Below are 22,101 nucleotides of genomic sequence, written 5' to 3'. Positions count from 1 at the left end.
CCGCCGTCAGCGAGGTCTTGCCATGATCGACGTGACCGATGGTGCCGATGTTGCAGTGCGGCTTGCTACGCGTAAATTTTTCCTTGGCCATGGCCCTCGTTCCGAATGCAGGCTTCACCAATCTTGCGACGAGTCGTGGTCAACGATCCAATCGCGTTCCCTCCTGACCGGCCTCCCGCGGAAGGACCGGCATGAGAATCCAACGAGGGCGCTCAATAGAGAGCTTTTCGGGCAAACTCAAGCGTGTTTTTCCGCGCGCTTTTCTGCGCCCTTGGCGGCCAGCGCCTCGCGGTAACCCGCAAGCACCTCGCCCACCATCGCGTCCACGGAAAAATGCTTGGCGACCCAGGTCTTGAGCGCCAGGCTTTCCGCTTGCGCCGCCTCCGGCGCGCGGGCCAGCGCGCGCAGCATGGCCTCCGCCAGCAGGTCGGCGCGGTCGCGCGGAATCAACCGATCGCGATGCGGGCCGAAAATCTCGCCGACGCCCCCGACATCAGTGGCGATCAGCGGCTTTTCCGCCGCGAGCGCCTCAAGCACGAGATAGGGCAGGCTTTCGGCGCGGCTGGGCGCGACCACGATCCGCCCCAGCGGGAACGCCTCGCGCACCGGCAGCACCCCGTAAAACGAAACGTAGCGGTTGAGGTTGAACCGCTGCACGAGGGCGGCGACCCGGTTCAGCTCACGCCCCGATCCGACGATAGCGAGGTGCGGCGCGCATAAGCCGCCGCCATGGATGAGCGCCAGCGCCTTGATCAGCGTGTCCACGCCCTTGTGCGTCGACAATTCGCCGACATAGAGAAATTCGGCGGCGTCGGCCGGGGTCGCGACCGGCGCGAACTCGTCGGGACGCAGCCCGTTCTTGGCCACGCGGGTCAAGCCCTTGATCTCTCTCAAGCCCTTGGCCACTTCGGCGGCGATATAGTCGCTCTCGAAAAACAGCACGTCGGTGCAGGACGCCGCGAGACGCTCGACGCACATGTAAAGCGAATGGAACGGCTGCTGGTGGAAGCTGCCGCCATGGGGCGTGTAGGCGCGCGCCGTCGTCTGGCGGCGGCCCGCCAAGAAACAGGCGGCGCGGGCGTAAAGCCCGCCCTTGGAGCCGTGGCCGTGCAACACGTCCGGCCGCAGACGCCGCACCAGGCGGGAGACGCGGACAATCGCGTCGATGTCGCGGGGATGCGGCGGGCGGCGCATGGGAAAACGCTCGACGCCCAGCGCCAGCAGCGGCGAAATCGCCTGGAACATGCGCGAAGCCGGCTCGCCGCCGGTCGAGGAATCCGCGATCAAACCGACCTGATGGCCGAGCTTCGCCTGCCCCGTGGCGAGATCGACCACGTGGCGAAACAGCCCTCCGACCGGCGCGCGCAGCACGTGGATGATTCTCAAAGATTTTTCGCTCAACGCGCACGCCTTGATTCCAACCGGCGTCAAGACTAGGCGGGAGGCGTTAATAAAACAGGCCGGGGCGCGAACCTGACGTCGGCAAGGAAGTTAGTACGCGTTAACGCCAAAGACCAGCGCGAATGGCGTCAAAGCCAAAATATACAGGTCAAGCGGCATCGACCAGTTCTCGATATAGTCGAGATCATATTCGACGCGACGCTGGATTTTCTCCAGCGTGTCGGTTTCGCCGCGCCAGCCATTGACCTGCGCCCAGCCGGTCAGGCCGGGCTTGACGCGATGGCGGGCGAAATAGCCGTCCACCGCCTTGTGATATTCGCAATCGACGACGCGCGCGTCGACCGCGTGCGGGCGCGGCCCCACCAGCGACAGGTCGCCCTTCACCACATTGAGAAGCTGAGGCAATTCGTCGAGCGACGACCGGCGCAGAAGCCGGCCGAACGGCGTCACGCGCGGATCGTCGCGCGTGACCTGCACGCGGGCGGCGGGATCGCATTGGTCATGATACAGGGTGCGGAACTTGTAAACGACGATGCGCTCGTTGTTGAAGCCGAGCCGCTCCTGCCGAAACAGCGCCGGGCCGGGCGAGGTGAGCCGGACGCCGAGCGCGATCGCCGCCATCAACGGCGCGAAGACGGCTAGCAGCAGGGTCGCCACGCAGCGGTCAAAGGCGGATTTGAAGAACAGCGCGCTGTCGCTCAGCGGCTTGTCGAGCAGATCGAGCATCGGGGCCGAGCCGATGAACGAATAGGCGCGCGGCCGGAAACGCAGCCGATTGGCGTGCGCCGCCAATCGGATGTCGACGGGCAGCACCCATAATTTGCGGAGGATGGAGAGAATCCGGCCTTCCGCGCTGACCGGCAGAGCGAAAATCACCTGATCGAGCCTCACGTTGCGCGCGAAGCCGACCAGATCGTCCACGGTTCCGAGCTTGGGATAGCCGGCGATCACGTCGGGGGTGCGCTCGTCGCCGCGGTCGTCGAACACGCCGAGAATGCGCAAATCGTTGAGCTGATGCCGCGACAGCGAGTCGAGCAGCAATTCCGCCATCGGCCCGCCGCCCACGATCACCGCATAGCGGTCGAGACGCCCGAGCCGGGTCAAGCGCCGCGTCCACAGGCTCAGAGCCGTCCGCTCCGCCGCCAGGAACGCCAGCCCGCACAGCGCCCATTGCTCAAGGAAGTCGCGGGAAAACCGGCCGTCCAGCCGCAAGAGCGCGTCCAGCGCCAGCGCGCCGAGCATGACGCCGCACCAGATCAGCGCCACCCGCGGCAAATTCCGGAGACCACCGCGCAGAGCGTCGAGCCGATAGACGCCGCCGGCCTTGAACGCGGCGCCGGCCGCCAGCGCGACCGCGAAAAACGCCAGAAAATCGCCCGCCTCGGGCGGACGTCCCACCCTGTCGGCATAAAGCGCCAGCGCGAGCAGCGCCAACGCGACAACCTCCGCCGCGCGGACGCAGCCGCACAGCACGGCTCCCGACCGACGCGGCGGACGGACCGCCCGAACGACGGCCTCCGCCGGAGTCACATGTTTCATGAAGCGCCCATCACGTCGCGGCGTTTGCGCCGCCGCTTTTTCATATGGCGCGAGCTTAACCGATTTTTAACCGGCTTCGCCGGGTCAAGCCTCGATAGGGGCTGTTAATTTTTCATTAACCTTAATGCCGCCCGGCCCCGCCGAGCGGCATCCGATTAGAAATACCGTTCGCGCACCACGATGGTGTCGCCGGGCCTGACGGGTTGCGACATCGGCACGTCGGCGGTGACGGTGCGGCCCTCCTGGGTGCGGGTGAGTTCGGCGCGGTCGCGCGCCGCGCGCGGCGTGTAGCCGCCGGCGATGGCCACCGCGGTCTCGACGGTCATGCCGTTGACATAGGGATATTGCCCGGAGGTGGTGACTTCGCCGAGCACGAAGAACGGCCGGTAGGCCTCGACCTCCACCGACACGCGCGGCTCGCGCACATAGCCGGCGCGCAGGCGGCCTTCGATGGCGCGGGCGAGATCGGCGGGGGTGCGCCCTTGCGCCGGCACCAGCCCGATCAACGGCATGGCGATCTGGCCCGAGGAATCGACGGCGAAGGAATTGGACAGCGAATCCTGCCCGAACACGATCACCCGGACGCGGTCGCCCGAGTCAAGCGTATAGGGCTGGCTGGCGACCGCCTGGAACTCCGTCGGCGCGTGCAGGCGCGCACAGCCCTGGAGCATCCCGGCCACGGCAAGGCACAGCAAGGGCATGATCAAGCGCATTCGTCCCAACTCCAAACCAAATCTTTCATCGGCAAACTAATCGCTTATGGTTAACGAAGCTTTGCCGCTGTCCGCGCGCCGATTAACCCGGCCTCAACCATAAATGCTTACGGTCCCGTCCATGAGTTGGCCGGGAGTAGGCGATGAGTGCGGGTATTGCTGATTACGATCCTCATGGCGGGCGCGAGGACGTCGATCTCAGCGGAATTCTGACCGCCCTGGCCCGAAACAAGGGCTTGCTGCTCGGCGCGACCGCCGGCTGCGCCGTTGCGGCCGCCGCCTTCTGCATGGTCGTCAAGCCACGCTACCTTGCGGAAGCCCGCGTCCTCATCGAGGATCAGGAAAGTTATTTCACGCGCGCAGATCCCGCGCTGCGCGAAGGTCCGCAGGTCATCGACGCCGAGGCGATCAACAGCCAGATCCAGCTCGTCAATTCCCGCGACCTCGCCCGCAAGGCCGTGACGATGCTGCAATTGCAGAAGCAGCCGGAATTCGAGGCCGCCAGCGGCTTCGGCGCGATCCTGTCGCTGCTGGGCGGCGGACTGGCGGGCGAGGATCGCCTGCTCACCAGCTATTTCGACCATCTCACCGTGCTGTCGCCGGCCAAATCGCGCATTCTGCAGATCGAGTTCACCGCGCGGGACCCCGATCTCGCCGCCAGGGCCGCCAACACGGTCGCCGACGTCTATATCGACATGAAGCAGCAAGCCAAGCGCGACGAGGCGCGTCAGGCGGCGCAGAGCCTGAAGCCGCTGATCGCCGATCTGCAGCGGCGCGCGCTGGACGCCGAGTCCAAGGTCGCGGACTTCCGCGTCGCCAACGGGCTGTTCGAATCGTCGGAAAACCGCAGCCTGCCCGCCCAGCAACTCGGCGAACTCGCCAGCAAGCTGGCCGACGCCCGCGCCGCCCAGTCCGAGGCGCTGGCCAAGGCCAAGTCGCTGCGCGACCTTCTGTCGCGGGGCCGCCTGAGCGACGCCGGCGAGATCGCCAACAACGACCTGGTGCGCACCATCGCGGGGCGCCGCTCGGCGGCGCAGGCGCTGCTCGCCACGGAATCGCGCACGCTGCTGCCGGCCCATCCGCGAATCAAGGAATTGCAGGCGCAGCTGTCCGACATTGAGACGCAATTGCGCGCCGCCGTGGAAAAGGCGGCGCGCGGCCTCGACAATGACGCGCGCGTCGCCGCCTCGCGCGTCGTCAACCTGTCCGCCCTGCTCGACGAGCAAAAGAGAATGGTCGGCCTCGCCAATGGCGAGGAGACCAAGCTGCGCGAGTTGCAGCGCGAGGCCAAGACGCTGAAGGACCAGTTGGAGAACGAATCCACCAAATACCAGGTGGCCCTGGCGCGTGGAACCGCCGAGAACACCCCCGCCGACGCCCGCGTCGTGTCGCGCGCGCTGGCGCCCAGCGCCCCGGTATTCCCGAAAGTCGTCCCGATCACGCTGTTCGGCGCCCTCGCGGGCCTGTTCTTTTCGAGCTTTTTCGTGATCGCGCGCGAGCTGTCGTCGGCGACGCCGCGCGCCCCGGCTCCGGCCCCCGAGCCGGGCGACAGCGGCGCCGGCGTTTTCGGCCGGGCGCGCGCACGCGGCGCGGCCGCCGCCGCACCGGCCGCGTCGGCCCCGCCCGCGCAAGCCGGCGCCAAGGCCGAGGCCGAAGCGCCCCCGCCCGCCGCGCTCGACGCGGAAGCGCCCGCCGCGCCGGCCGGCGGACTGTTCGCGCGGCTGAAACAGGCCCTGGCCGATTTCGGCGCGCCGGCCTTGAAGCTGGAGGCGGACGAGCCGCCAGAAACGCCGCGCCAAGAGCTAGAGCAGGAGCTGGAGCTGGAGCAGGCGCCGGCGCAACCCGGCCGGCAGGCCGAACCGCCATACGACGACATCTGGGCGCGCGACCCGTTCTCCGCCAGCGCCCCCGCCCCGGACGCCGCGGCGGCGCCCGCCCCTGCGCCGGTTGAAGCGACCGTCCCAGCCCCGGCCGAATCCACCGCCCTGGCCGCCCCCTCCCCGCTCCGGCGCGCGCAGCCGCAGGTGTCGCGCGACCTGATCGCCCGCATCGTCGCGGCCGGCGACGCCCACGGCGTCACCGCCCTGTTCACGGAGGCCTCCGAGGCCTCGCCGCTCTACGCGCTGGTCGCGGCGCGCGCCCTGTGCCGCGAAGGCCGCGCCATTCTGGTTCAGGCCGGCGCGGATCGCCATCTGGACGCCGCGCTGCTGCAGGGGCTGGGCGTCAAAGCCGATGCGCAAGCAGAGCCCGGCCAGGCGCCGGCGCAACCGGGTCTGGCGCAATTGCTGGCCGGCGAGGCCTCCTATGCCGAAGCCATTTTCCGCGACGGCGAATCCCGGCTGCATCTGCTCGCCAGCGGCGGCCGTTTCGACGCGGACGCCGAGGATCTGCGCATGATCATCGACGTGTTGCGGGCGACCTACGATTTCGTCCTGATCGCAGCGGGCGCCGACGCCCTCGGCCTCGGCCTCGCCCGTCAGGCCGACGCGGTGGTGGTGCTCGGGCAGCCCTGCGCCGCGCGCGACGCCCTGCGCGAAGCGTTCGAAGCCGTCGGCGCGCGCCGCCTGATCGTCGCCTCGCCCGACGATGACGGGCAATTAGCAGAAGGGGCGGCGTGATTTTTGCCGCCGCTTCTGTCATAGTGAGAACATGACCGATCTCCTCGATATTTCCTTGCGCACCATTGACGGCGAAACGCGCACCCTGCGCGATTTCGCCGGAAAGGCGCTGCTGATCGTCAATGTCGCCAGCCGCTGCGGTTTTACGCCGCAATATTCCGGTCTGGAGGCGATTTATCGGCGCTACGGGCCGCAAGGCTTCGTGGTGCTGGGCTTTCCCTGCGACCAGTTCGGGCATCAGGAGCCCGGCGAAAACGCAGAGATCAAGACGTTCTGCACTGTCAACTACGGCGTCTCCTTCCCGATGTTCGCCAAGGTCGACGTCAACGGCGACAACGCCCACCCGCTGTTCCGCGAACTGAAGCGCGCCATTCCCGGCCTGCTCGGCACCGAGGCGATCAAGTGGAATTTCACCAAATTCCTGATCGGCCGCGACGGCAAGCCGCTGCACCGCTACCCGCCGACCGAAAAGCCGCAGGATATCGCCGCAGACATCGAAAAGGCGCTGGCGGGCTGATTCCGCCAGCGAATCCCCGGGCATGGCTCGACCGGGGCTGAACTTTTCGCGACCCTCCACGTTTCTGGCCTGCGGCCGGCGTCAAGCCGGCGTTTCGCGAGGGGAATCGCCATGCAAGCCAGCATGCAGGAAGCCGAAATCCACAGCTACGCGCGCCAGCTTTACGATGCGCATGGCGCCAGGGCCGCCGCCGAGGCGGCGCAAAAGGCCCGCGTCTTCGAGGAAAAGGGCGACCAGGAACAATCGCGGACCTGGCGCCATATCGAAGCGGCGATCAAGCTGATGCGCGGCCCCACTCAGGGGTAGAAAGCGCGGCGAAACGCCGCGCCCCCGTCAGAACTTGACCGTAACGCCGCCATAGACCGTCCGGCCCTGCGCCGCCAGCGGGCTGTGCAGCAGGCTGTTGGCCCCGGCGCGCCAATCGGCGACGTCCACGCCGCCGAGCGGCTCGTAATAGAGCTTGTCGGCGAGATTCTCGACCCCGAGGTCGAAGCGCAGGTTCTGCACCTCGAAAGCCGCGCGCAGGTTGAACACGGCGAAGGACGGCGTGGTCGGCTCCAGCCGGACGGACTGGACGTCGGTCTTGGCCGCGACGGCGCGGACCTCCGCCGCGCTGGTGAGCCGCCCCCCGAACAGGGCGATGCTGTTCTCCAGCGCGACTTTGCCGTTGAGCGGGGCCATATGGTACAGGTTCAACCCGTCGGTCCGCCGTCCCCGCACATAATTCAGCCGGCCCGACAGCGAGAAGTCGCCATATTCGACGGTGCGGGCGATCAATGCGCGCCCCGACAGGTCGAAGCCATAGAGTTCGGCGTCGTGATTGGCGAAGCGCAGCAGGTTCGTCGCATTGACGCCCGAGCCGAGCGTCTTGACGTAATCGACGTCAATAAAGTCCTGCACATAGGAATAATAAGGCGTCGCGCTGGCCGACCAGTCCGGCCCGCCCCATCGCCCGGTGACGGCGAGGCTGTGCGCGACCTCCGGCTTGAGATTGACGTCGCCGACATAGCCGTTGCCGTCGCCAAACCAGCCGATCATATGCGCGGCCATGGCGGAGGTCGCCCAGGTGTAGCGCTCGTAAAGCGCGGGCGAGCGGGTCTTGCGGGTATAGCCGAACTCATAGCTGGCGGCGTCGGACGGCGCGTAGCGGGCGAGCGCTGACAGGTCGAAATTGATGTCGGTGCGGTCGTGGCTCCTGGCGTTGAAGGCCGCCGCGTCGGCGCCATACATCATCGGGCTGTAGCCCTGCACGTCGCCGGCGTTCATCCACACGACGTCGTTGCGCAAGCCCAGCCGCGTGGACCATTGCGGGCTCCAGCGGCGCTCCCATTCGGCATAGGTGGAGAGCACGTCGCGCCGGCCGTCGTTCACATTGACGAACGTTCCGCAGCACATCATGCCCGGCCCCATCATCACCATATTGGCCGGGGTCGGCCACCATTCGTTGAGGCGCTGCAGGTGCAATTCGCTGCCGAGCCGCACCAGATCGTCGGCGCTGGCGTCGATCTCCGCCTTCAGCCGATAGCCGAAATCCTGGCCGTTGACATACATGGGCATGCCGCTGGCGGGCGAGGTGGCGTAGCCGACGCGCTCGGCCAAAAAGTTCATGTAGTGCTGGGTGAGGTGGTAATAGGCGTTGGCCTCGATCCGCCCGAAGCCATAGGCGCCCTTGTAGGACAGGTCGAACGTATTGCCGCGGTTTAGCAGCATGTCCATGTATTGATTGGGAAAGCCCTGATACGGGATATATTGGTGGTCGTAGCGGAAGGCGATGAGGTGGCCGTCGTTCTGATAGGCCAGCGTCGCCGAATGGTTCTGCGCCTCGTAGCGGGTCGCGCGCACCTCCGCGCCGCCGCCGGCGTGATAATCGCCCGCCTTGCTCCAGGCGCCGTCATAGCTCAGGCTGAAATGGTCGTTGGCGATGGCGGCGTGGCCGCCGACGCTCACCCCGCCATTGTTGGAGCGGAAGCTGCTGGACACCGTGGCGCTGGCGACAAAGCCCGGCCCCTTTTCCGCCGGAGCGGCGAAGATCGGCGCGCGCGGCTTGACGATGATGGCGCCGCCGATCGAATCGCCGCCCTTGCTCACGGGGACATTGGCGGTGAGCACCTCGACCTCCCCCGCCGCGAGCGGGTCGATGTAGGACAGCGGCGGATTCATGTGGTTGGCGCAGGCGGAGGCGATCGGCACGCCGCCGAGCACAATGGCGTTGCGGTCGTCGTTGAGGCCGTGGATCACCGGCAAACTGGACACGCCGCCGCCGCTAGCGAGGCTGACGCCCGGCGCGTCGCCGAGCGCCGCCGCAAGATCATTGCCGCGCGGCGTGTAATTGAGAATTTCGGCGCGCGTGGTCCCGTCGGGCGCGGGTTCAGAGGCAGGCGCGGCGGCGGGGGGCGGCGCGCGTTCGGCGTTGACCTCGATCGGCGGCAGGGCTTGCGCCAAGGCGGCGACGGGCGACAGCGAAACGCCCGCAAGAAGCAGGGTGGACAAACGAATCATGGGAGACTTTCACAAGCGGAATCCGAGAGGCGCGCTTGCTTTCGCGCGCCCGGCGATCACCAGAGAGGCGTCGAGATCAGCTTGCGAAAGGCGGGGCGCGGGCCTGCGCGGCGCCGCGTCGGGCGTCGCCAAATCCGCGCAGCGTGCGGAAAACCCAGACGACGCGGTGCGGTTCGGCGCGCTGAAACGCGAACGGCGCCGCAACCGGCGGAACCGGCGCCGCGCCCGACGACACGAAGGCGCAAAGATCGCAACACGCGTCCGGCGCTTTCGGCTGGTTCTGGTCCGGGGTGGCATGGCTGGCGCAAATCGGCGCGAGTCCGGGTCCGGCCGCGCCCATGGCGAGGCTCGCGCCGACCGGCGCGTAAACCTGCGCCAGAAGGGCGGCCAGGAACAGCGGGACAATGGCGAGGAAACGCCGCAACAGCCGGACTCCAGAGTTCGGCGCCGAGCTTAACCGAGCGAACCCGGCTCTAGTTGACGAAAATCAATGAGCCGCCACAAAATTGCGACAATTCCGCGCGGCTGTGGCAAATCTGCCGCAACGTCATAGCCCGCGCGCCCAGGCCGGCCGCAACGGCGCCGCCTCCGGCGCGGCGATGGCGGCGCGCAACTGCTCCAGCAGCCGCGCCTTGTCAGCGCCGAGCGTTCCCTTCAACACCAGCCAGTTGGAGGCGTGATCGCTGCGGAACACGGTGCGGCGCAAGTCGAGCGCGGAGACCAACGTCTCCATTTCGCGCAGAAGGCCCGCGATGTCGAGCGGCGCAAACTCCGGGAACCGCTCCCGCAGCCGGGCCTCGCCGTTCGGGAAGCTCACCACCAGCGTCGCCAGGAATTCCGGCTGGGTCGCGTTTGCGAGGCGCGCCGAATTTTCCGCGTGCTGGCGGCTGTAAACCGCGCCGCCGAGCCCGTTGAGGATCATCACCGAACGCTTGATCCCGGCCTCGCCGAGTTTCAGCAGCGCCTCCCGGCTGGAATCGAAGGTCTCGCCCTTGTCGATGCGGTCGAGCACGAGGTCGTCGCCGGATTCGGCGCCGACATAGACCAGACTCAGGCCGAGATCGGCCAATTGGCGCAACTCCTCGACCGATTTCTTCTTCACATTGCGCGGCAGGCAATAGCTCGACACGCGCCGCACGCCGGGCAGATCGCGGCGGATGGCTTCGAGAATGGCCTGGAGCCGCCGCGTCGAAAGCGTCATGGCGTCGCCGTCGGCGAGGAAAACGCGCCGGACCTCGCCCCCATAGACCGCGCCGCAGCGCCGGATGGTCTCAAAAATTTCCGCCTCGTCGCGCGGCCGGAATTTCTTCTGCGGCGCTGTGTACATGTCGCAGAACGTGCAGCGGTTCCAGGAGCAGCCGTCGGTGACGGGCAGGATCAGCGAATCCGCCTCGCTCGGCGGACGATAGACCGGCTCGACATAACGGACGGGACCATTCATGCGGCGAACTCCTTCGCCGGCACTCTAGCGCAACTCCCGCATCGGGAGAAAGCCATGCGGCTTGCCGTCAAGGCGAGGTCGGCCCGCCCTGATAATTGCTGCGCTGCGAATGGATATAGGCCGACTCGAAATTCAGCGCGGAGATGAAGGCGATCAGCGCCAGCAGCGGCGCCACGATGGCGAACACCAGCGCCAGCCGCTCCCAGGCCAGCCGCATGAACACGGCGACGATCAGCACGGCCTTGGCTATCATGAAGACCGTAATCAGGCTCCAGCGCGGAATCCCCGAAATCCCGAAATAGGCGACCAGCCAGGACAGCGCGCTGAGGCCGAACAGCCAGGCCCAGACGATGAAGAACAGACGGCCGGAATGTTGCGGGTCTTGCTCCGGACGCGCGGCGAGGTCGGGAGTCGTTTGGGTCATGGCGTCACCACAGGTAAAACAGAGCGAAGATGAACACCCAGACGAGATCGACGAAGTGCCAGTAAAGGCCCATGATCTCGACGCTTTCGTAGCGCCCGCGCCGCCCCGTGAAAAAGCCGCGCCGCCCCGTGTCGAAATCGCCGCGCGCCACCTTGCGCGCGATATTGGCCATGAACAGCAGGCCGACGGTGACATGGACGCCATGAAATCCGGTGAGCAGGAAGAAGCTCGAACCAAATTGCGGCGCGCCCCAGTCGTTATGCCAGGGGCGCAGGCCCTCGCGGATCAGATTGGTCCATTCGGTCGCCTGCAGGGCGACGAACGTCAGGCCGAGCAGCACGGTGGCGAGCAGCAGCGCCGCGCACTTTTTCCGCTCGCGGCGATGGGCGGCGTTGATCGCCAGCGCCATCGTGCCCGAACTGGAATCGAGCAGGAAGGTCATGACGATGATCAGCAGCAGCGGAATCGGCTTGCCGCCGACATGCAGCGTGAACACCTCCGCCGTATTGGGCCACGCCTCCGTGGTGGTTTCGCGCACCGCGAGATAGCCAAGGATGAAACAGGCGAAGATGAAGGCGTCGCCGAGGATGAACACCCACATCATCGCCTTGCCCCAGGTCACGCCCCGGAACACGCGTTTGTCGGCCGACCAGTCGTCGGCCATCAGCTGCAGGCCCTGCTTCTTCTCCTCCTGGGGACCGGCCGTCAGATCCGTGGACATGGCTACCCTCCGACCCAAGCGCTACGCTCTTATCAAAGTGCGGCACAGCGCGACGAGGCCGCCGCCCCAGCCTTGCAGCAGCGCGAACAGCAACAGCCAGACCAGCAGCAGGAAATGCCAATAGGCCGCGCAGAGCTTGAACCGCAGCGCGGCGGAACGGCTGACCACGTCGCCCCGCGTCCGCGCAAACGTGATCGCCAGCGCGACGAGGCCGCCGAGCAGATGCGCGCCATGCAGGCCAGTCATCAGATAGAAAAAGGCGGCGGCGACGCCCGAGCCCAGGCCGAACCCCTCGCCCGCCAGCTCCCGCCAGGCGACGATCTGGCCGATCAGGAAGGCGCCCGAGGCCAGCGCGCCGGCCAGCAGCAGCGCGTCGGCGCGCCGCGCGTCGACGCCCGCCGAAGCGCGGGCCGCGCCTTCAAGCAGGAAACTGGCCGCGAACAACAATCCGGTGTTGAACCACAGCAGGCGCGGCGCGGGCGCCGCCACCCAGTCGGCGTCGCCGGCGCGCATCACGAAGGCGCTGGCGATCAGCGCGAACAGCACGCCGACGATGGCGAGCACGAAGATCAACCCCGTCCGCGCCGCCGGCTCGCGCCGGTCGGGCGAGTAGCCGCCGATCTCGCCGCGCTCCAGCCAGGGTTTGGCGGCGATGTCCTGCCGGGCGAGGAAAATGGCGGCGCCGAGCGCCAGCAGCCACACGAAGGCGACGGCGAGGATCATGCGCGCGCTCCCTGTTCCGGCTGGTTCTGCGGAATGAAATCCCTGTCGGCGCCGGGCACGCTGTAATCATAGGCCCAGCGATAGACGGTCGGCGCCTGCTTGCCCCAATTGTCGTGCGGCGGCGGCATTTCCGGCGTCTGCCATTCCAGCGTGGTCGCGCCCCACGGATTGGGTTTGGCCGCCTCGCCATGGCGCCAGCTGCGGATGAAATTGTAGATCAGCACGAACTGGGCGGCGCCGACGATCAGCGCGGCCACGGTGATGGCGATGTTCAGGGCCGCCACCGAAGGCGGAATGAACGCCGTCTGCCCCAGGTCGTAATAGCGCCGGGGCACGCCGAGCACCCCGAGATAATGCATGGTGAAGAAGATGAAATAGGTTCCGAGGAAGGTGATCCAGAAATGGAGCTTGGCCAGCCCGTCATGCAGCATCCGGCCCGACATCAGCGGGAACCAGTGGCTGATGGCGCCGAAAATGACCAGGATCGGCGCAACGCCCATCACCATGTGGAAATGCGCCACCACGAACAAGGTGCTGTTGAGCGGCACGTCCACCACGACATTGCCGAGGAACAGGCCGGTGAGGCCGCCCACCACGAAAGTGACGATAAAGCCAAGCGAATAGAGCATGGGCGGATTGAGGCGGATGTCGCCGCGCCACAGCGTGAAGATCCAGTTGTAAACCTTGATGGCCGTCGGGATCGCGATCAGCAGCGTCGAGGTGGCGAAGAAGAATCCGAAAATCGGATTCATGCCGCTGATGAACATGTGATGGCCCCAGACCATGAAGCTCAACACGCCGATGGCGATGGTCGCCCAGACCATCAGCCGATAGCCGAACAGGTTTTTCCGGGCGTGCGTGCTGAGCAGGTCCGCGACAATGCCGAAGGCCGGCAGCGCCACGATATAGACTTCCGGGTGGCCGAAAAACCAGAACAGGTGCTGATAGAGGATCGGGCTGCCGCCGGCGTTGGCCAGCGGCGCGCCGTCCTGAACGATGGCCGGCATGAAGAAGCTGGCGCCAAGCAATCGGTCGCACAGCATCATCAGCGAGGCCACCAACAGGCCCGGAAACGCCAGCAGCGCCATGATGGTGGCGATGAAAATGCCCCAGACCGTCATCGGCAGGCGCATCATCGTCATGCCCGGCGCGCGCAATTGCAGCACCGTCACGACGTAATTCAGCCCGCCCATGGTGAAGCCCGCGATGAAAATCACCAGCGAGACGAACATCACCACAATGCCGTAACTGCTGCCCGGCGTACCCGCCAGCAGCGCCTGCGGCGGATAGAGCGTCCAGCCCGCGCCGGTCGGCCCGCCCGGCAGGAAGAAGCCCGACAGCAGCACCAGCACCGCCAGCAGATAGGTCCAGTAGCTGAGCATGTTGATGAAGGGGAACGCCATGTCGCGCGCGCCGATCATCAAGGGAATCAGGTAATTGCCGAAGCCGCCGAGGAAGATGGCCGTGAGCACGTAAACCACCATCATCATGCCGTGCATGGTGATGAACTGGTAGTAGTGATCGGCGTCGATGAAGGCGAACGCGCCGGGAAACGCCAGTTGCAGCCGCATCAGCCACGACAGAACCAGCGCGATGAGGCCGACGAAGACGGCGGTGCCGGCATATTGCAGCGCCACCACTTTCGCGTCCTGCGAAAACACATATTTGGTCCACCAGCTTCGCGGATGAGGGACTTCCTCCTCCTCGAAGTCCTCGGGGTGAAACCCGCCTGCGCCCGCGCGAACGTCCACCATCGTCAGTCCTCCCCGGGGCCGCGCGCCGCCGCGCGCACGCGATCGCCCGCGCCGTTCCGCGCCTGAGTGAAGCTTTGCTGTTGCGCGATCCATTTCTGGTAGTCGTCGTCGCTCTCGATCACGACATTGCCGCGCATGTAGGAATGTCCGACGCCGCAATAGGCGGCGCACAGGATTTCAAAAGTTCCGGTCTTGGTCGGCGTGAACCAGAAATACGATTCCGAACCCGGCAGCATGTCCATCTTGGCGCGGAATTCCGGAATGTAGAAATTGTGGATCACGTCGATGGAGCGCAGCAGGATCTTCACCGGCTTGTTGACGGGAAGATGCAGGTCGCCGCCATTGACGATGAGATTGCCCTTGGAATTGGGATCGTAGGGATTGACGCCGAGCGGATTGTCCGCCGTGACGAAACGCGCGTCGGCGCGGCCGAGTTTTCCGTCCGGCCCGGGCAACCGATAATACCAGGCCCACTGCTGGCCCACGATTTCGACCGTCGCGGCGTCGGCGGGGGGGTTGATGAATTTCCCCCAGGCGATCAGGCCCGGCGCCAGCAAAAAAACGACGCCGACGGCGGTGATGGCGCCGAGCCACATTTCCAGCCGGCCGCTCTCCGGCTCGTAATGCGCGACGCGGCCCGCATGATGGCGGTAGCGCCAAACGCACCAGCCCAGGAAGGAAATCACCAGCACGAAGGCGACGCCGGTGAGCCAGAAGGTCAGCGAAAGCGTGGAGTCGATATTGGTCCAGTTGGTCGCGATCGGCGTCGTCCACCACGGACTGTAGAGGTGGAACAGGACGGAGGCGATGACCAGGAGGATGATCAGTCCGGCAATAATCATGCGCAGCCGCCGGCGAACCGGCGCCCCCTTCGCGCGGCGCGGCGCGAAAACCGCGTGTCACACTGAGACTTTGGCGCGCCGGCAATCCGTCCCGGCCGCGAACCTGTAACGTGCGCCGCCCGCAGCGGTTCCGGCGGCGGAGCCGAGGCGCATCAAATTTGGCCCGTCGCGCCGCCGCGTCAGCGCGCCCGCTTTTTCATCACGCAATGCACGACGCCGGAGTCCTCGCCGCTGAGATAAACGATGTCGGCGAGATCGCGCACGGCGTCGTTGACCACGAAGCGGCGCGTGCGGTCGGCGATCACGAAAAGGTCGCGCTCGACCCGAAAATTCCACTGGTGGAACCCGCGCCAGTTTTCGCGCAGCGCCTCGTCGGGCCAGTTGACGGTGATGACCAGCCCGTCCGGCTTGACCACCGCGATCATTTCGACAATGGCCTTGATCGGATCGTAGCCATGATCGAGCGCGTTGCGCGAAAAGGCGACGTCGAAACAATCCTGCGCAAAAAGGCTCGACAAGGCCTCGCTGTCGCAGGTCTGGGTCCGCACCAACGGCGAGCCGGGCGGAAAATCGAGCCGGGCGTAGGCGTCGCCGAGCGCATCCACGGCGGTCAGCGCGATGGGCGCGCCGCCGAACGTCTTGCCGACATAGGTCATCGGCCCCGCGCCGACGTCGAGCAGCGCCAGCGGCGACGGCGCCGGCTGCGGCAGAAAGCGCGCGATCTCGTCCTGCAGCGGCGCGGCGGGATCGCAGCGCAGCGCGAAATCGTCCGGCCACGCACCGCCGCGCGTCGCCAGCCAATGCGTCCAGAACGCCAGCTCGTCCGCGATCCCCGACGCCCAGGCCGCCTTGTTATCCGCCGTCATCCGCACGCTCCCACCCGAACACGCTGCGCCCGCCATAATCCGCCGAGCGCCGCCGCTCCGCCGCCACGAAATCCTCGAAGGTCGCGCCATCGGCCCGCTCCAGCCGCCGCGCCTGCGCGTCCAGCCGCCGCAGCGCTTCCAGTCTGTCGTCCTGACCGAGCTTCGCCTGCGCCACGGCGCGTTTGAGCACGTCGATGGTCTTGTCGTAAACCTCGGTCGCCACCGGGAAGGGATGGCGGTCCTTGCCGCCATGCGCCAGCGAAAACCGCGCCGGATCGGCGAAGCGGCAGGGCGCGCCATGCACGACCTCCGCGACCATCGCCAAGGCGCGCACCGTGCGGGCGCCGACGCCGGGAACGCTCAGCAATTCGGAAAAATCGCGCGGGCCGCATTCCGCCGCCGCCGCCAGCGCGCCATGCAGGCGGCGCGACATCACATCCTGCGGCCTGACGTCATGATGCGCGGGCATGACGAGGTGCGGCAAGGTCATCTGCGCCGGCTCGGGCCGCGGCTCCAGCGCGGCGAATGCGCGCGCGACCCCGTCTGGCCCGAGATCGCGCAACAGGTCGAGTTGCCGCGCACGGGATTTCCGGGCGCGGCGGTCGGTCAGGTTGACGATCTCGCCGCCGGCCTCACCGTCGATGGCGGCGTGCGGCGCATCGACGAAATCCTGCAACCCCTCGGACAGCCAGTGATAGCGCCGCGCCGTGCGCGCGTCCGCGTTCATCCCCTGCTGCACCACCACCCATTTGCCGTCGTCGGCGACGATGAAGCCGTGCAGATAAAGGTCGAAGCCATCCTGCACGGCGGCGCTGTCCACCTTGGCCACCATGCGGCTCGCCTGCGCCAGCGCGGCGCCGTCGAAGCCGACGCGGCCGCCAATTTCCTGCAATTCGAGCGGCGTCTGACGCGAATGTTTGCCGCGCCCGCCGCAGACATGCAGGCCGAGTTCGCCCGAAAGCGGCGTAAGTCCGCGCTTCAAGGCGCCGATCACGCTGGTGGTGACGCCGGAGGAATGCCAATCCATGCCCATGACGGCGCCGAACGACTGGAACCAGAACGGATGCGCCAGCCGCCGCAAGAATTCGTCGCGGCCGTAATGATGCACGATGGCCTGCGCCATCACCGCGCCGAGCCGGGTCATGCGCTGGCCGAGCCAGGCCGGAACCCGCCCGCCATGCAGCGGCAAATCCGCCCCGCCCGCGCGCCGCGCCATGATCCCTCCCCCAAGCCGCCTCATGCGCCACGATGTGGCGCCCGCAAACCCAGCCGCGCGCCGGGACTTTTTCCCGAAAGCGCCTGTGGCGCGAACCTGCGCGCGGCGCTAGTCTGTCGCAAGACTATCGGAAACGTGCGACAAGCCGCCCGAAGTCACCATCTCCGCTCAAGCCAGCCGCCGTCAAGCCGCCCGTCAGTCAAGGTATCGCCATGAACGCCCTTTTCCCAACGCTCGCGCCTGTCGGGACCGCGCCGGCCCGGCCCGCGCGGCGACGCGCAGGCGCGGAGGCCCGGAATTGAGCGAGATCGCGCTTGAGCCTGTTTCGGCGTCAGCCGCGCCGCGCCTGCGTCCCTTCTGGCTGCGCCCGACCGCTCTGGCGCTGATTCTGGCGGCCCACGCCGCCGCGCTCATCACGCTCAAGCCCACGCTGGACTCGGCGCCGCAACTGGATTCGCTTGAGGTCGGCCTGGTCCCGCTTGGCGATTCCGAGGCGGACCAGAAGCGGCTGGAGGAAATCAAGCCCGCCGAGACGCCCGAACCGCCGCCGCCCCCCGATCCGCCCGCCGCCGACCTGACGCCGCCGCCCGAGACCGTCGCGCCCGAGGCCCCGCCTCCGCCCGTCACCAGGCCGGACGACCGGCCCAGCCCGGCCGAATTGCGCCGGATTGAGCGCCGCAAGCGCGAAGCCGAGGAAAAGCGCGAACGGGCGCGGGAGGAAGCGCGGCGCGAGGCGCGCGAACAGGCCCGCGAGCGTCGCGAAGCCCAGGAGGCGCGTCAGGAGGCGCGACGCGGCGCGGCCCAAGGCGCCGCGCGCGCCAGCGGCATGTCGGTTGCCGCCTATGGCGGTTTGGTGGTCGCGGAGCTGAACCGCCACAAATTCTTCCCCGCCGCCGCGCGGGAGGCGGGCGTCACCGGCGCCGTCGGCGTGGCTTTCACCATTGGCGCCTCCGGGCGCGTCGTCAGCGGGTCGATCACCCGCTCATCCGGCAACGCCGCCCTCGACGGCGCCGCGCGGGCGATTCTCGCCGCGATTCACACCCCGCCCCCGCCGGGCGGGCGTTTCTCGACCATGACCAGCATCCGCTTCAATCTGAACTGAGCGGATCGCATTTTCCGGCGCAGCGCTTCAGCGCTCGCGCAGGGCCTCATGGCCGCGCTGGGCGATGGGCGAGAGCAGATAGTCCAGCACCCGGCGTCGCCCGGTCTTGATTTCCGCCGTAATGGCCATGCCCGGCTCCAACCGGGTCGCCACGCCGTCCACGTCGAGCGTGGGATTGTCCACTGCAATCCGCGCGACATAGATGAGGTCATGCGAGCGGCGCAATTCATTCGGGCTTCGGTCGAGCGTCGCGCCGCGCGATTGCTGTTCCTCGGGATCAGACGTGGCGTCGCGCGCAATCGAAGCCACGCGTCCGTGAAGGAAGCCGTAGCGGGTGAAGGGAAACGCCTCCACCTTGATTTCGGCTTCCTGGCCAACGCGGACGAAGCCCGCGTCCTTGTTCTCAACCACGGCCTCGATCACCAGCGCGCCGTCGGTCGGCGACACGCGCAGCAATTGCTGGCCGGCCTGCACCACGCCGCCCTCGGTATGCACGGCGAGATCTTGCACCACGCCTTCAATCGGCGCGGTCACCGAGGTGAGGCCGGTGCGCCTCTCCGCCTTGGCGAGTTCGCTCTGCGCCTCGGCGCGGTCGCGCATGGCTTTTTGCAAATCCGACCGCCAGTCGCGCTCGGTTTCGGCGGCGATCTGCGCCCGCGCGGCGATGGCGGCCTGCAGCGCCGCCTCGGTCGCCGACGCCTTCGCCGCCGTCACTTTGCGCTCGTTCTCGAGTTCGGCCTTTTGCTGGGCGGCGTTGAGATAATCCAGCTTGGAGCCGACGCCTTTCTCGAAAGTATATTTGCGGATGTTGGCGCGCTCCATCGTCATCGGCAGGGTGGCGTCGATCTTGGCGAGTTCGGCGTCGAGGCTGGCCTGCTCCGAGCGCTTGCCGGCGATCTCGCGGTCGGCGGCGGCCAGCCGCGCCTGCCGGTTGGCGCGGTCGGCGGCGAAACGGCCGCGCATCTCGCGCAAGGCCTCGTCCGGCGCCGCGAGATCGGCGAAGGGATCGCCGACCTTTCCGCCCTCGGTCTCGGCCAGCAGCGCCGTCAGCCGCGCCACATCGAGCCGCGCGCGCATGAACTGGTCGGCGAACCGATCGCGATCCGCCGTGGCCAGCGTCGGATCGAGCAGAATCAGCTGCTGCCCGGCCTGAACGCGGTCGCCGTCCTCGACCAGGATCTTGCGCACCACGCCGGCCTCAAAAGCCTGAATCTGCTTGGTGCGCCCGGCCGGAGCGGCCTTGCCCGCCGCCGCGGCGATCATGTCCACCTTGCCGAACCAGGCCCAAACCAGAGCAGTGGTCAGAAACAGGCAAATGGTCCAGCCGGTGTAGCGCAGCGTGGGCGAGGCCGGCGTCTCGACGATTTCGAGCGCCGCCGGTAAAAAAGCCCGTTCGATCGGCGCCGGCGCGCGGCGCGCGGGCGCGACGGCGCCGGTCATTTGGCCTCTCTCGTCATTTCGGCCGCGCCCGGATCAAGCCGGCGCGGCCCCTCGTTCTGAATGCGCCAGAGCTGGGCGTAGCGCTGGCCGCGCGCCACCAGCTGCTCATGCGTTCCCTCTTCGACAATGCGGCCCTGGTCCATCACCACGATGCGATGCGCGGCGCGCACGGTGGACAGGCGATGAGCGACGATGAGCACGGTCCGCTGCCGGCAAATATCCGCCATGTTCTCCTGAATCGCCGCCTCGCTCTCGTAATCGAGCGCCGAAGTCGCCTCGTCGAAAATCAGGATCCGCGGCTGGTTGGCCAAGGCGCGGGCGATGGCGATGCGCTGGCGCTGGCCGCCGGACAGGGTCGCGCCGCGTTCGCCGACCACCGTGTCATAGCCTTCGGGCAGGCCGAGGATGAAGTCATGCGCGCCGGCCAGCCGCGCGGCGGCGATGATCTGCTCGATGCTCATGGCCGGATTGGCGAGCGAAATATTCTCGCGCACCGAGCGGTTGAACAGCACATTATCCTGCAGCACCACGCCGAGCTGGCGCCGCAACCACGCGGGATCGGCCTGGGCGAGATCGATGCCGTCCACCAGCACCTGGCCGGACTCGGCCACGAACAGGCGCTGCGCCAGCTTGACCAGGCTGCTCTTGCCGGACCCGGAAGCGCCGACGATGCCGATCACTTCGCCGGCCGCAATGTCGAGGCTGACGTCGTTGAGCACGGCGGGCGTGTTCAGGCGATAACGGAAGGTGACGTGGCGGATCTGGATGGCGCCGCGAATCGGCGGAAGGCTGGCCTGTCCCGACGACGGTTCGGGCGGCGTGTTGAGAATGTCGCCGAGCCGTTCGACGGACACTCGCGCCTGCTGGAAATCCTGCCACAGCTGCGACAACCGCAGCACCGGCTGCGTCACCTGCCCGGCGAGCATATTGAAGGCCACGAGCTCGCCGACCGTGAGCTCGCCGGAAATCACCTGCCGCGCGCCGAGAAAAAGAATGGCGACGGTGACGATCTTGTTGACGCCCTGCACGCTTTGCTGCGCCCAGGTTCCCAGGCTCACCACGCGGAACGACGCCGTGACATAGGCGGCGAGCTGCTCCTCCCAGCGCCGCTGCAGCACCGGCTCCAGCGCCATGCTCTTGACGGTTTCGACGCCGGAAACACATTCGACCAGCAGCGCCTGATTTTCGGCGCCGCGCGCGAATTTCTCCTCGATGCGGCGCCGGAACAGCGGCGTCGCCAGCACGGAAATCAGCACGTAAACCGGAATGGCGGCGACGACGATCAGCGTCAGCGCGGGCGAATAGACGATCAGCACGCCGATGAAGACGAGCGCGAAGAAAAGATCCAGGACCAGCGTCAAGGCCGAGGAGGTGAGGAACTGCCGGATGGTTTCGAGTTCGCGCACCCGCGCCACCGTGTCGCCGACGCGGCGCGCGCCGAAATAGGCCATCGGCAACGCCAGCAAATGGCGGAACAGACGGGCGCCGAGTTCGACGTCGATGCGATTGGCGGTATGGGCGAACAGCCAGGAGCGCAAGCCGCCCAGCGTGACCTCGAAAATCGACAGCAGCGCGAGCCCGGCGGCCAGCACTTCCAGCGTGGACAGGCCGCGATGCACCAGCACCTTGTCGACGACGACCTGGAAGAACAAGGGCGTCAGCAGGCCGAAAATCTGCAGGAAGAACGAGGCCGTCAGCACTTCCAGCAAGGGCTTGCGATATTTGGCGACGGCGTCGATGAACCAGGACAGACCGAACCGGGTCGCCAGATTGCGCAGCCCGGCGCGCCGGGTCACCAGAATGATCCGCCCGTCCCACAGCGCCTCGAATTCGGCGTGGGACAGAAGGGTCGGCTTGACCTCCATCTGCTTAAGCACGATCACATGATCGTCGGCGGCGCGACCCACCACCATCCAGCCGCCATCGCGGGCGCCGGCAAGCGCCGGCAACGGCGCCTTGACCATGCGCTCGAACGGCAACCGCACCAGGCGCGCCTTGACTTCGGCGGCGCGCAGCGCGCGCAACAGATCCTCGTGCGAAAGCTGGCCTGACTTGCCGGACAAATGCCGGATGCGCTCGGCGTCGGCAGGGAGGCCGAGCATGCGCAGCACAATGCTGAGCGCGAAAGCGCCACTGTCCGACGCGGGCGTTTCGGACTGGGGCGATTCCGGCGGCTCTGGCTGCGGCGTCTTGGAATCAGGCGACGAATCCGACGGCCCCGGCGCATCGGCGACGGACCGGGAACGCCAGAACTTTAGCGCGCGAGGCAATCGCGCGGCCAAGGC

General features: G+C 67.3%; 20 protein-coding genes. 4 read left to right on the top strand and 16 right to left on the bottom strand.

Going from position 1 to position 22,101, the window contains the following annotated elements; genetic code table 11:
• The 4 genes from CFB24_RS17130 to CFB24_RS17115 all read right to left on the bottom strand — a co-directional run.
• A partial coding sequence (locus tag CFB24_RS17130; protein ID WP_245295401.1) for a GTP-binding protein occupies nucleotides 1-91 on the bottom strand: 91 nt, incomplete at its 3' end.
• A 146-nt stretch (nucleotides 92-237) separates the two neighbouring features.
• Complete coding sequence (locus CFB24_RS17125; RefSeq protein WP_244593371.1) at nucleotides 238-1,401, bottom strand: glycosyltransferase; 1,164 nt, start codon at nucleotides 1,399-1,401, stop codon at nucleotides 238-240.
• 90 nt (nucleotides 1,402-1,491) lie between these two features.
• Nucleotides 1,492-2,940, bottom strand: a complete 1,449-nt coding sequence (locus tag CFB24_RS17120; protein WP_088521859.1) for an undecaprenyl-phosphate glucose phosphotransferase — start codon at nucleotides 2,938-2,940, stop codon at nucleotides 1,492-1,494.
• Between the two features lie 155 nt (nucleotides 2,941-3,095).
• A complete protein-coding gene (locus CFB24_RS17115) occupies nucleotides 3,096-3,653 on the bottom strand; it encodes a polysaccharide biosynthesis/export family protein (protein WP_088521858.1) in 558 nt (185 codons plus the stop codon).
• Nucleotides 3,654-3,796: 143 nt separating this feature from the next.
• Between CFB24_RS17115 and CFB24_RS17110 the strand changes: the two genes are divergently transcribed.
• The 3 genes from CFB24_RS17110 (at nucleotide 3,797) to CFB24_RS17100 (ending at nucleotide 7,094) form a co-directional block, all read left to right on the top strand.
• The gene (locus CFB24_RS17110) at nucleotides 3,797-6,271 is read left to right on the top strand and encodes an exopolysaccharide transport family protein (protein WP_088521857.1); all 2,475 of its coding nucleotides are present in this window, start codon (nucleotides 3,797-3,799) and stop codon (nucleotides 6,269-6,271) included.
• A 31-nt stretch (nucleotides 6,272-6,302) separates the two neighbouring features.
• Nucleotides 6,303-6,788, top strand: a complete 486-nt coding sequence (locus tag CFB24_RS17105; protein ID WP_088521856.1) for a glutathione peroxidase — start codon at nucleotides 6,303-6,305, stop codon at nucleotides 6,786-6,788.
• Between the two features lie 111 nt (nucleotides 6,789-6,899).
• Nucleotides 6,900-7,094 (top strand): hypothetical protein, encoded by a 195-nt coding sequence (locus CFB24_RS17100; protein WP_425332137.1) that lies wholly within the window; start codon nucleotides 6,900-6,902, stop codon nucleotides 7,092-7,094.
• Nucleotides 7,095-7,121: 27 nt separating this feature from the next.
• On the opposite strand, the gene CFB24_RS17095 is transcribed toward CFB24_RS17100, so the two are convergent.
• The 10 genes from CFB24_RS17095 to CFB24_RS17045 all read right to left on the bottom strand — a co-directional run bounded on the left by CFB24_RS17095 (nucleotide 7,122) and on the right by CFB24_RS17045 (nucleotide 17,274).
• Nucleotides 7,122-9,287, bottom strand: a complete 2,166-nt coding sequence (locus CFB24_RS17095) for a TonB-dependent receptor (protein WP_088521855.1) — start codon at nucleotides 9,285-9,287, stop codon at nucleotides 7,122-7,124.
• A gap of 76 nt (nucleotides 9,288-9,363) precedes the next feature.
• The gene (locus CFB24_RS17090) at nucleotides 9,364-9,711 is read right to left on the bottom strand and encodes a DUF2946 family protein (RefSeq protein WP_088521854.1); all 348 of its coding nucleotides are present in this window, start codon (nucleotides 9,709-9,711) and stop codon (nucleotides 9,364-9,366) included.
• Nucleotides 9,712-9,834: 123 nt separating this feature from the next.
• A complete protein-coding gene (locus CFB24_RS17085) occupies nucleotides 9,835-10,728 on the bottom strand; it encodes a radical SAM protein (protein ID WP_088521853.1) in 894 nt (297 codons plus the stop codon).
• A 67-nt stretch (nucleotides 10,729-10,795) separates the two neighbouring features.
• Nucleotides 10,796-11,152, bottom strand: coding sequence for a cytochrome C oxidase subunit IV family protein (locus tag CFB24_RS17080; protein ID WP_088521852.1), 357 nt, complete (start codon nucleotides 11,150-11,152; stop codon nucleotides 10,796-10,798).
• Between the two features lie 4 nt (nucleotides 11,153-11,156).
• Complete coding sequence (locus CFB24_RS17075; RefSeq protein ID WP_088521851.1) at nucleotides 11,157-11,873, bottom strand: cytochrome c oxidase subunit 3; 717 nt, start codon at nucleotides 11,871-11,873, stop codon at nucleotides 11,157-11,159.
• 21 nt (nucleotides 11,874-11,894) lie between these two features.
• Entirely contained in the window at nucleotides 11,895-12,596 is a 702-nt protein-coding gene (locus CFB24_RS17070) for a cytochrome c oxidase subunit 3 (RefSeq protein ID WP_088521850.1), read from the bottom strand.
• The gene (locus CFB24_RS17065) at nucleotides 12,593-14,350 is read right to left on the bottom strand and encodes a cytochrome c oxidase subunit I (RefSeq protein WP_088521849.1); all 1,758 of its coding nucleotides are present in this window, start codon (nucleotides 14,348-14,350) and stop codon (nucleotides 12,593-12,595) included. The genes CFB24_RS17070 and CFB24_RS17065 overlap by 4 nt, the downstream gene beginning before the upstream one ends.
• A gap of 2 nt (nucleotides 14,351-14,352) precedes the next feature.
• The gene (locus tag CFB24_RS17060) at nucleotides 14,353-15,192 is read right to left on the bottom strand and encodes a cytochrome c oxidase subunit II (RefSeq protein ID WP_088521848.1); all 840 of its coding nucleotides are present in this window, start codon (nucleotides 15,190-15,192) and stop codon (nucleotides 14,353-14,355) included.
• A gap of 179 nt (nucleotides 15,193-15,371) precedes the next feature.
• A complete protein-coding gene (locus CFB24_RS17050; RefSeq protein WP_158255373.1) occupies nucleotides 15,372-16,058 on the bottom strand; it encodes a methyltransferase domain-containing protein in 687 nt (228 codons plus the stop codon).
• The gene (locus CFB24_RS17045; protein ID WP_088521846.1) at nucleotides 16,045-17,274 is read right to left on the bottom strand and encodes a DUF763 domain-containing protein; all 1,230 of its coding nucleotides are present in this window, start codon (nucleotides 17,272-17,274) and stop codon (nucleotides 16,045-16,047) included. Before CFB24_RS17045 ends, CFB24_RS17050 begins: the two co-directional genes overlap by 14 nt.
• A 298-nt stretch (nucleotides 17,275-17,572) precedes the next feature.
• Here CFB24_RS17045 and CFB24_RS17040 point away from each other — a divergent pair, with 298 nt between their 5' ends.
• A complete protein-coding gene (locus CFB24_RS17040; RefSeq protein ID WP_088521845.1) occupies nucleotides 17,573-18,376 on the top strand; it encodes an energy transducer TonB in 804 nt (267 codons plus the stop codon).
• Nucleotides 18,377-18,403: 27 nt separating this feature from the next.
• Here CFB24_RS17040 and CFB24_RS17035 read toward each other — a convergent pair whose 3' ends face one another.
• Both CFB24_RS17035 and CFB24_RS17030 read right to left on the bottom strand, forming a co-directional pair.
• Entirely contained in the window at nucleotides 18,404-19,816 is a 1,413-nt protein-coding gene (locus tag CFB24_RS17035; RefSeq protein WP_088521844.1) for an HlyD family type I secretion periplasmic adaptor subunit, read from the bottom strand.
• On the bottom strand, nucleotides 19,813-22,086 hold the full coding sequence (locus CFB24_RS17030; protein WP_425332136.1) for a type I secretion system permease/ATPase: 2,274 nt from the start codon (nucleotides 22,084-22,086) through the stop codon (nucleotides 19,813-19,815). The genes CFB24_RS17035 and CFB24_RS17030 overlap by 4 nt, the downstream gene beginning before the upstream one ends.
• Nucleotides 22,087-22,101: the final 15 nt, after the last annotated feature.

This window comes from Rhodoblastus acidophilus (assembly GCF_900187365.1).
GTDB lineage: Bacteria > Pseudomonadota > Alphaproteobacteria > Rhizobiales > Beijerinckiaceae > Rhodoblastus > Rhodoblastus acidophilus.
Note: the sequence above shows the minus strand (reverse complement) of the source record. Positions and strands in the feature narration are given on the sequence as shown.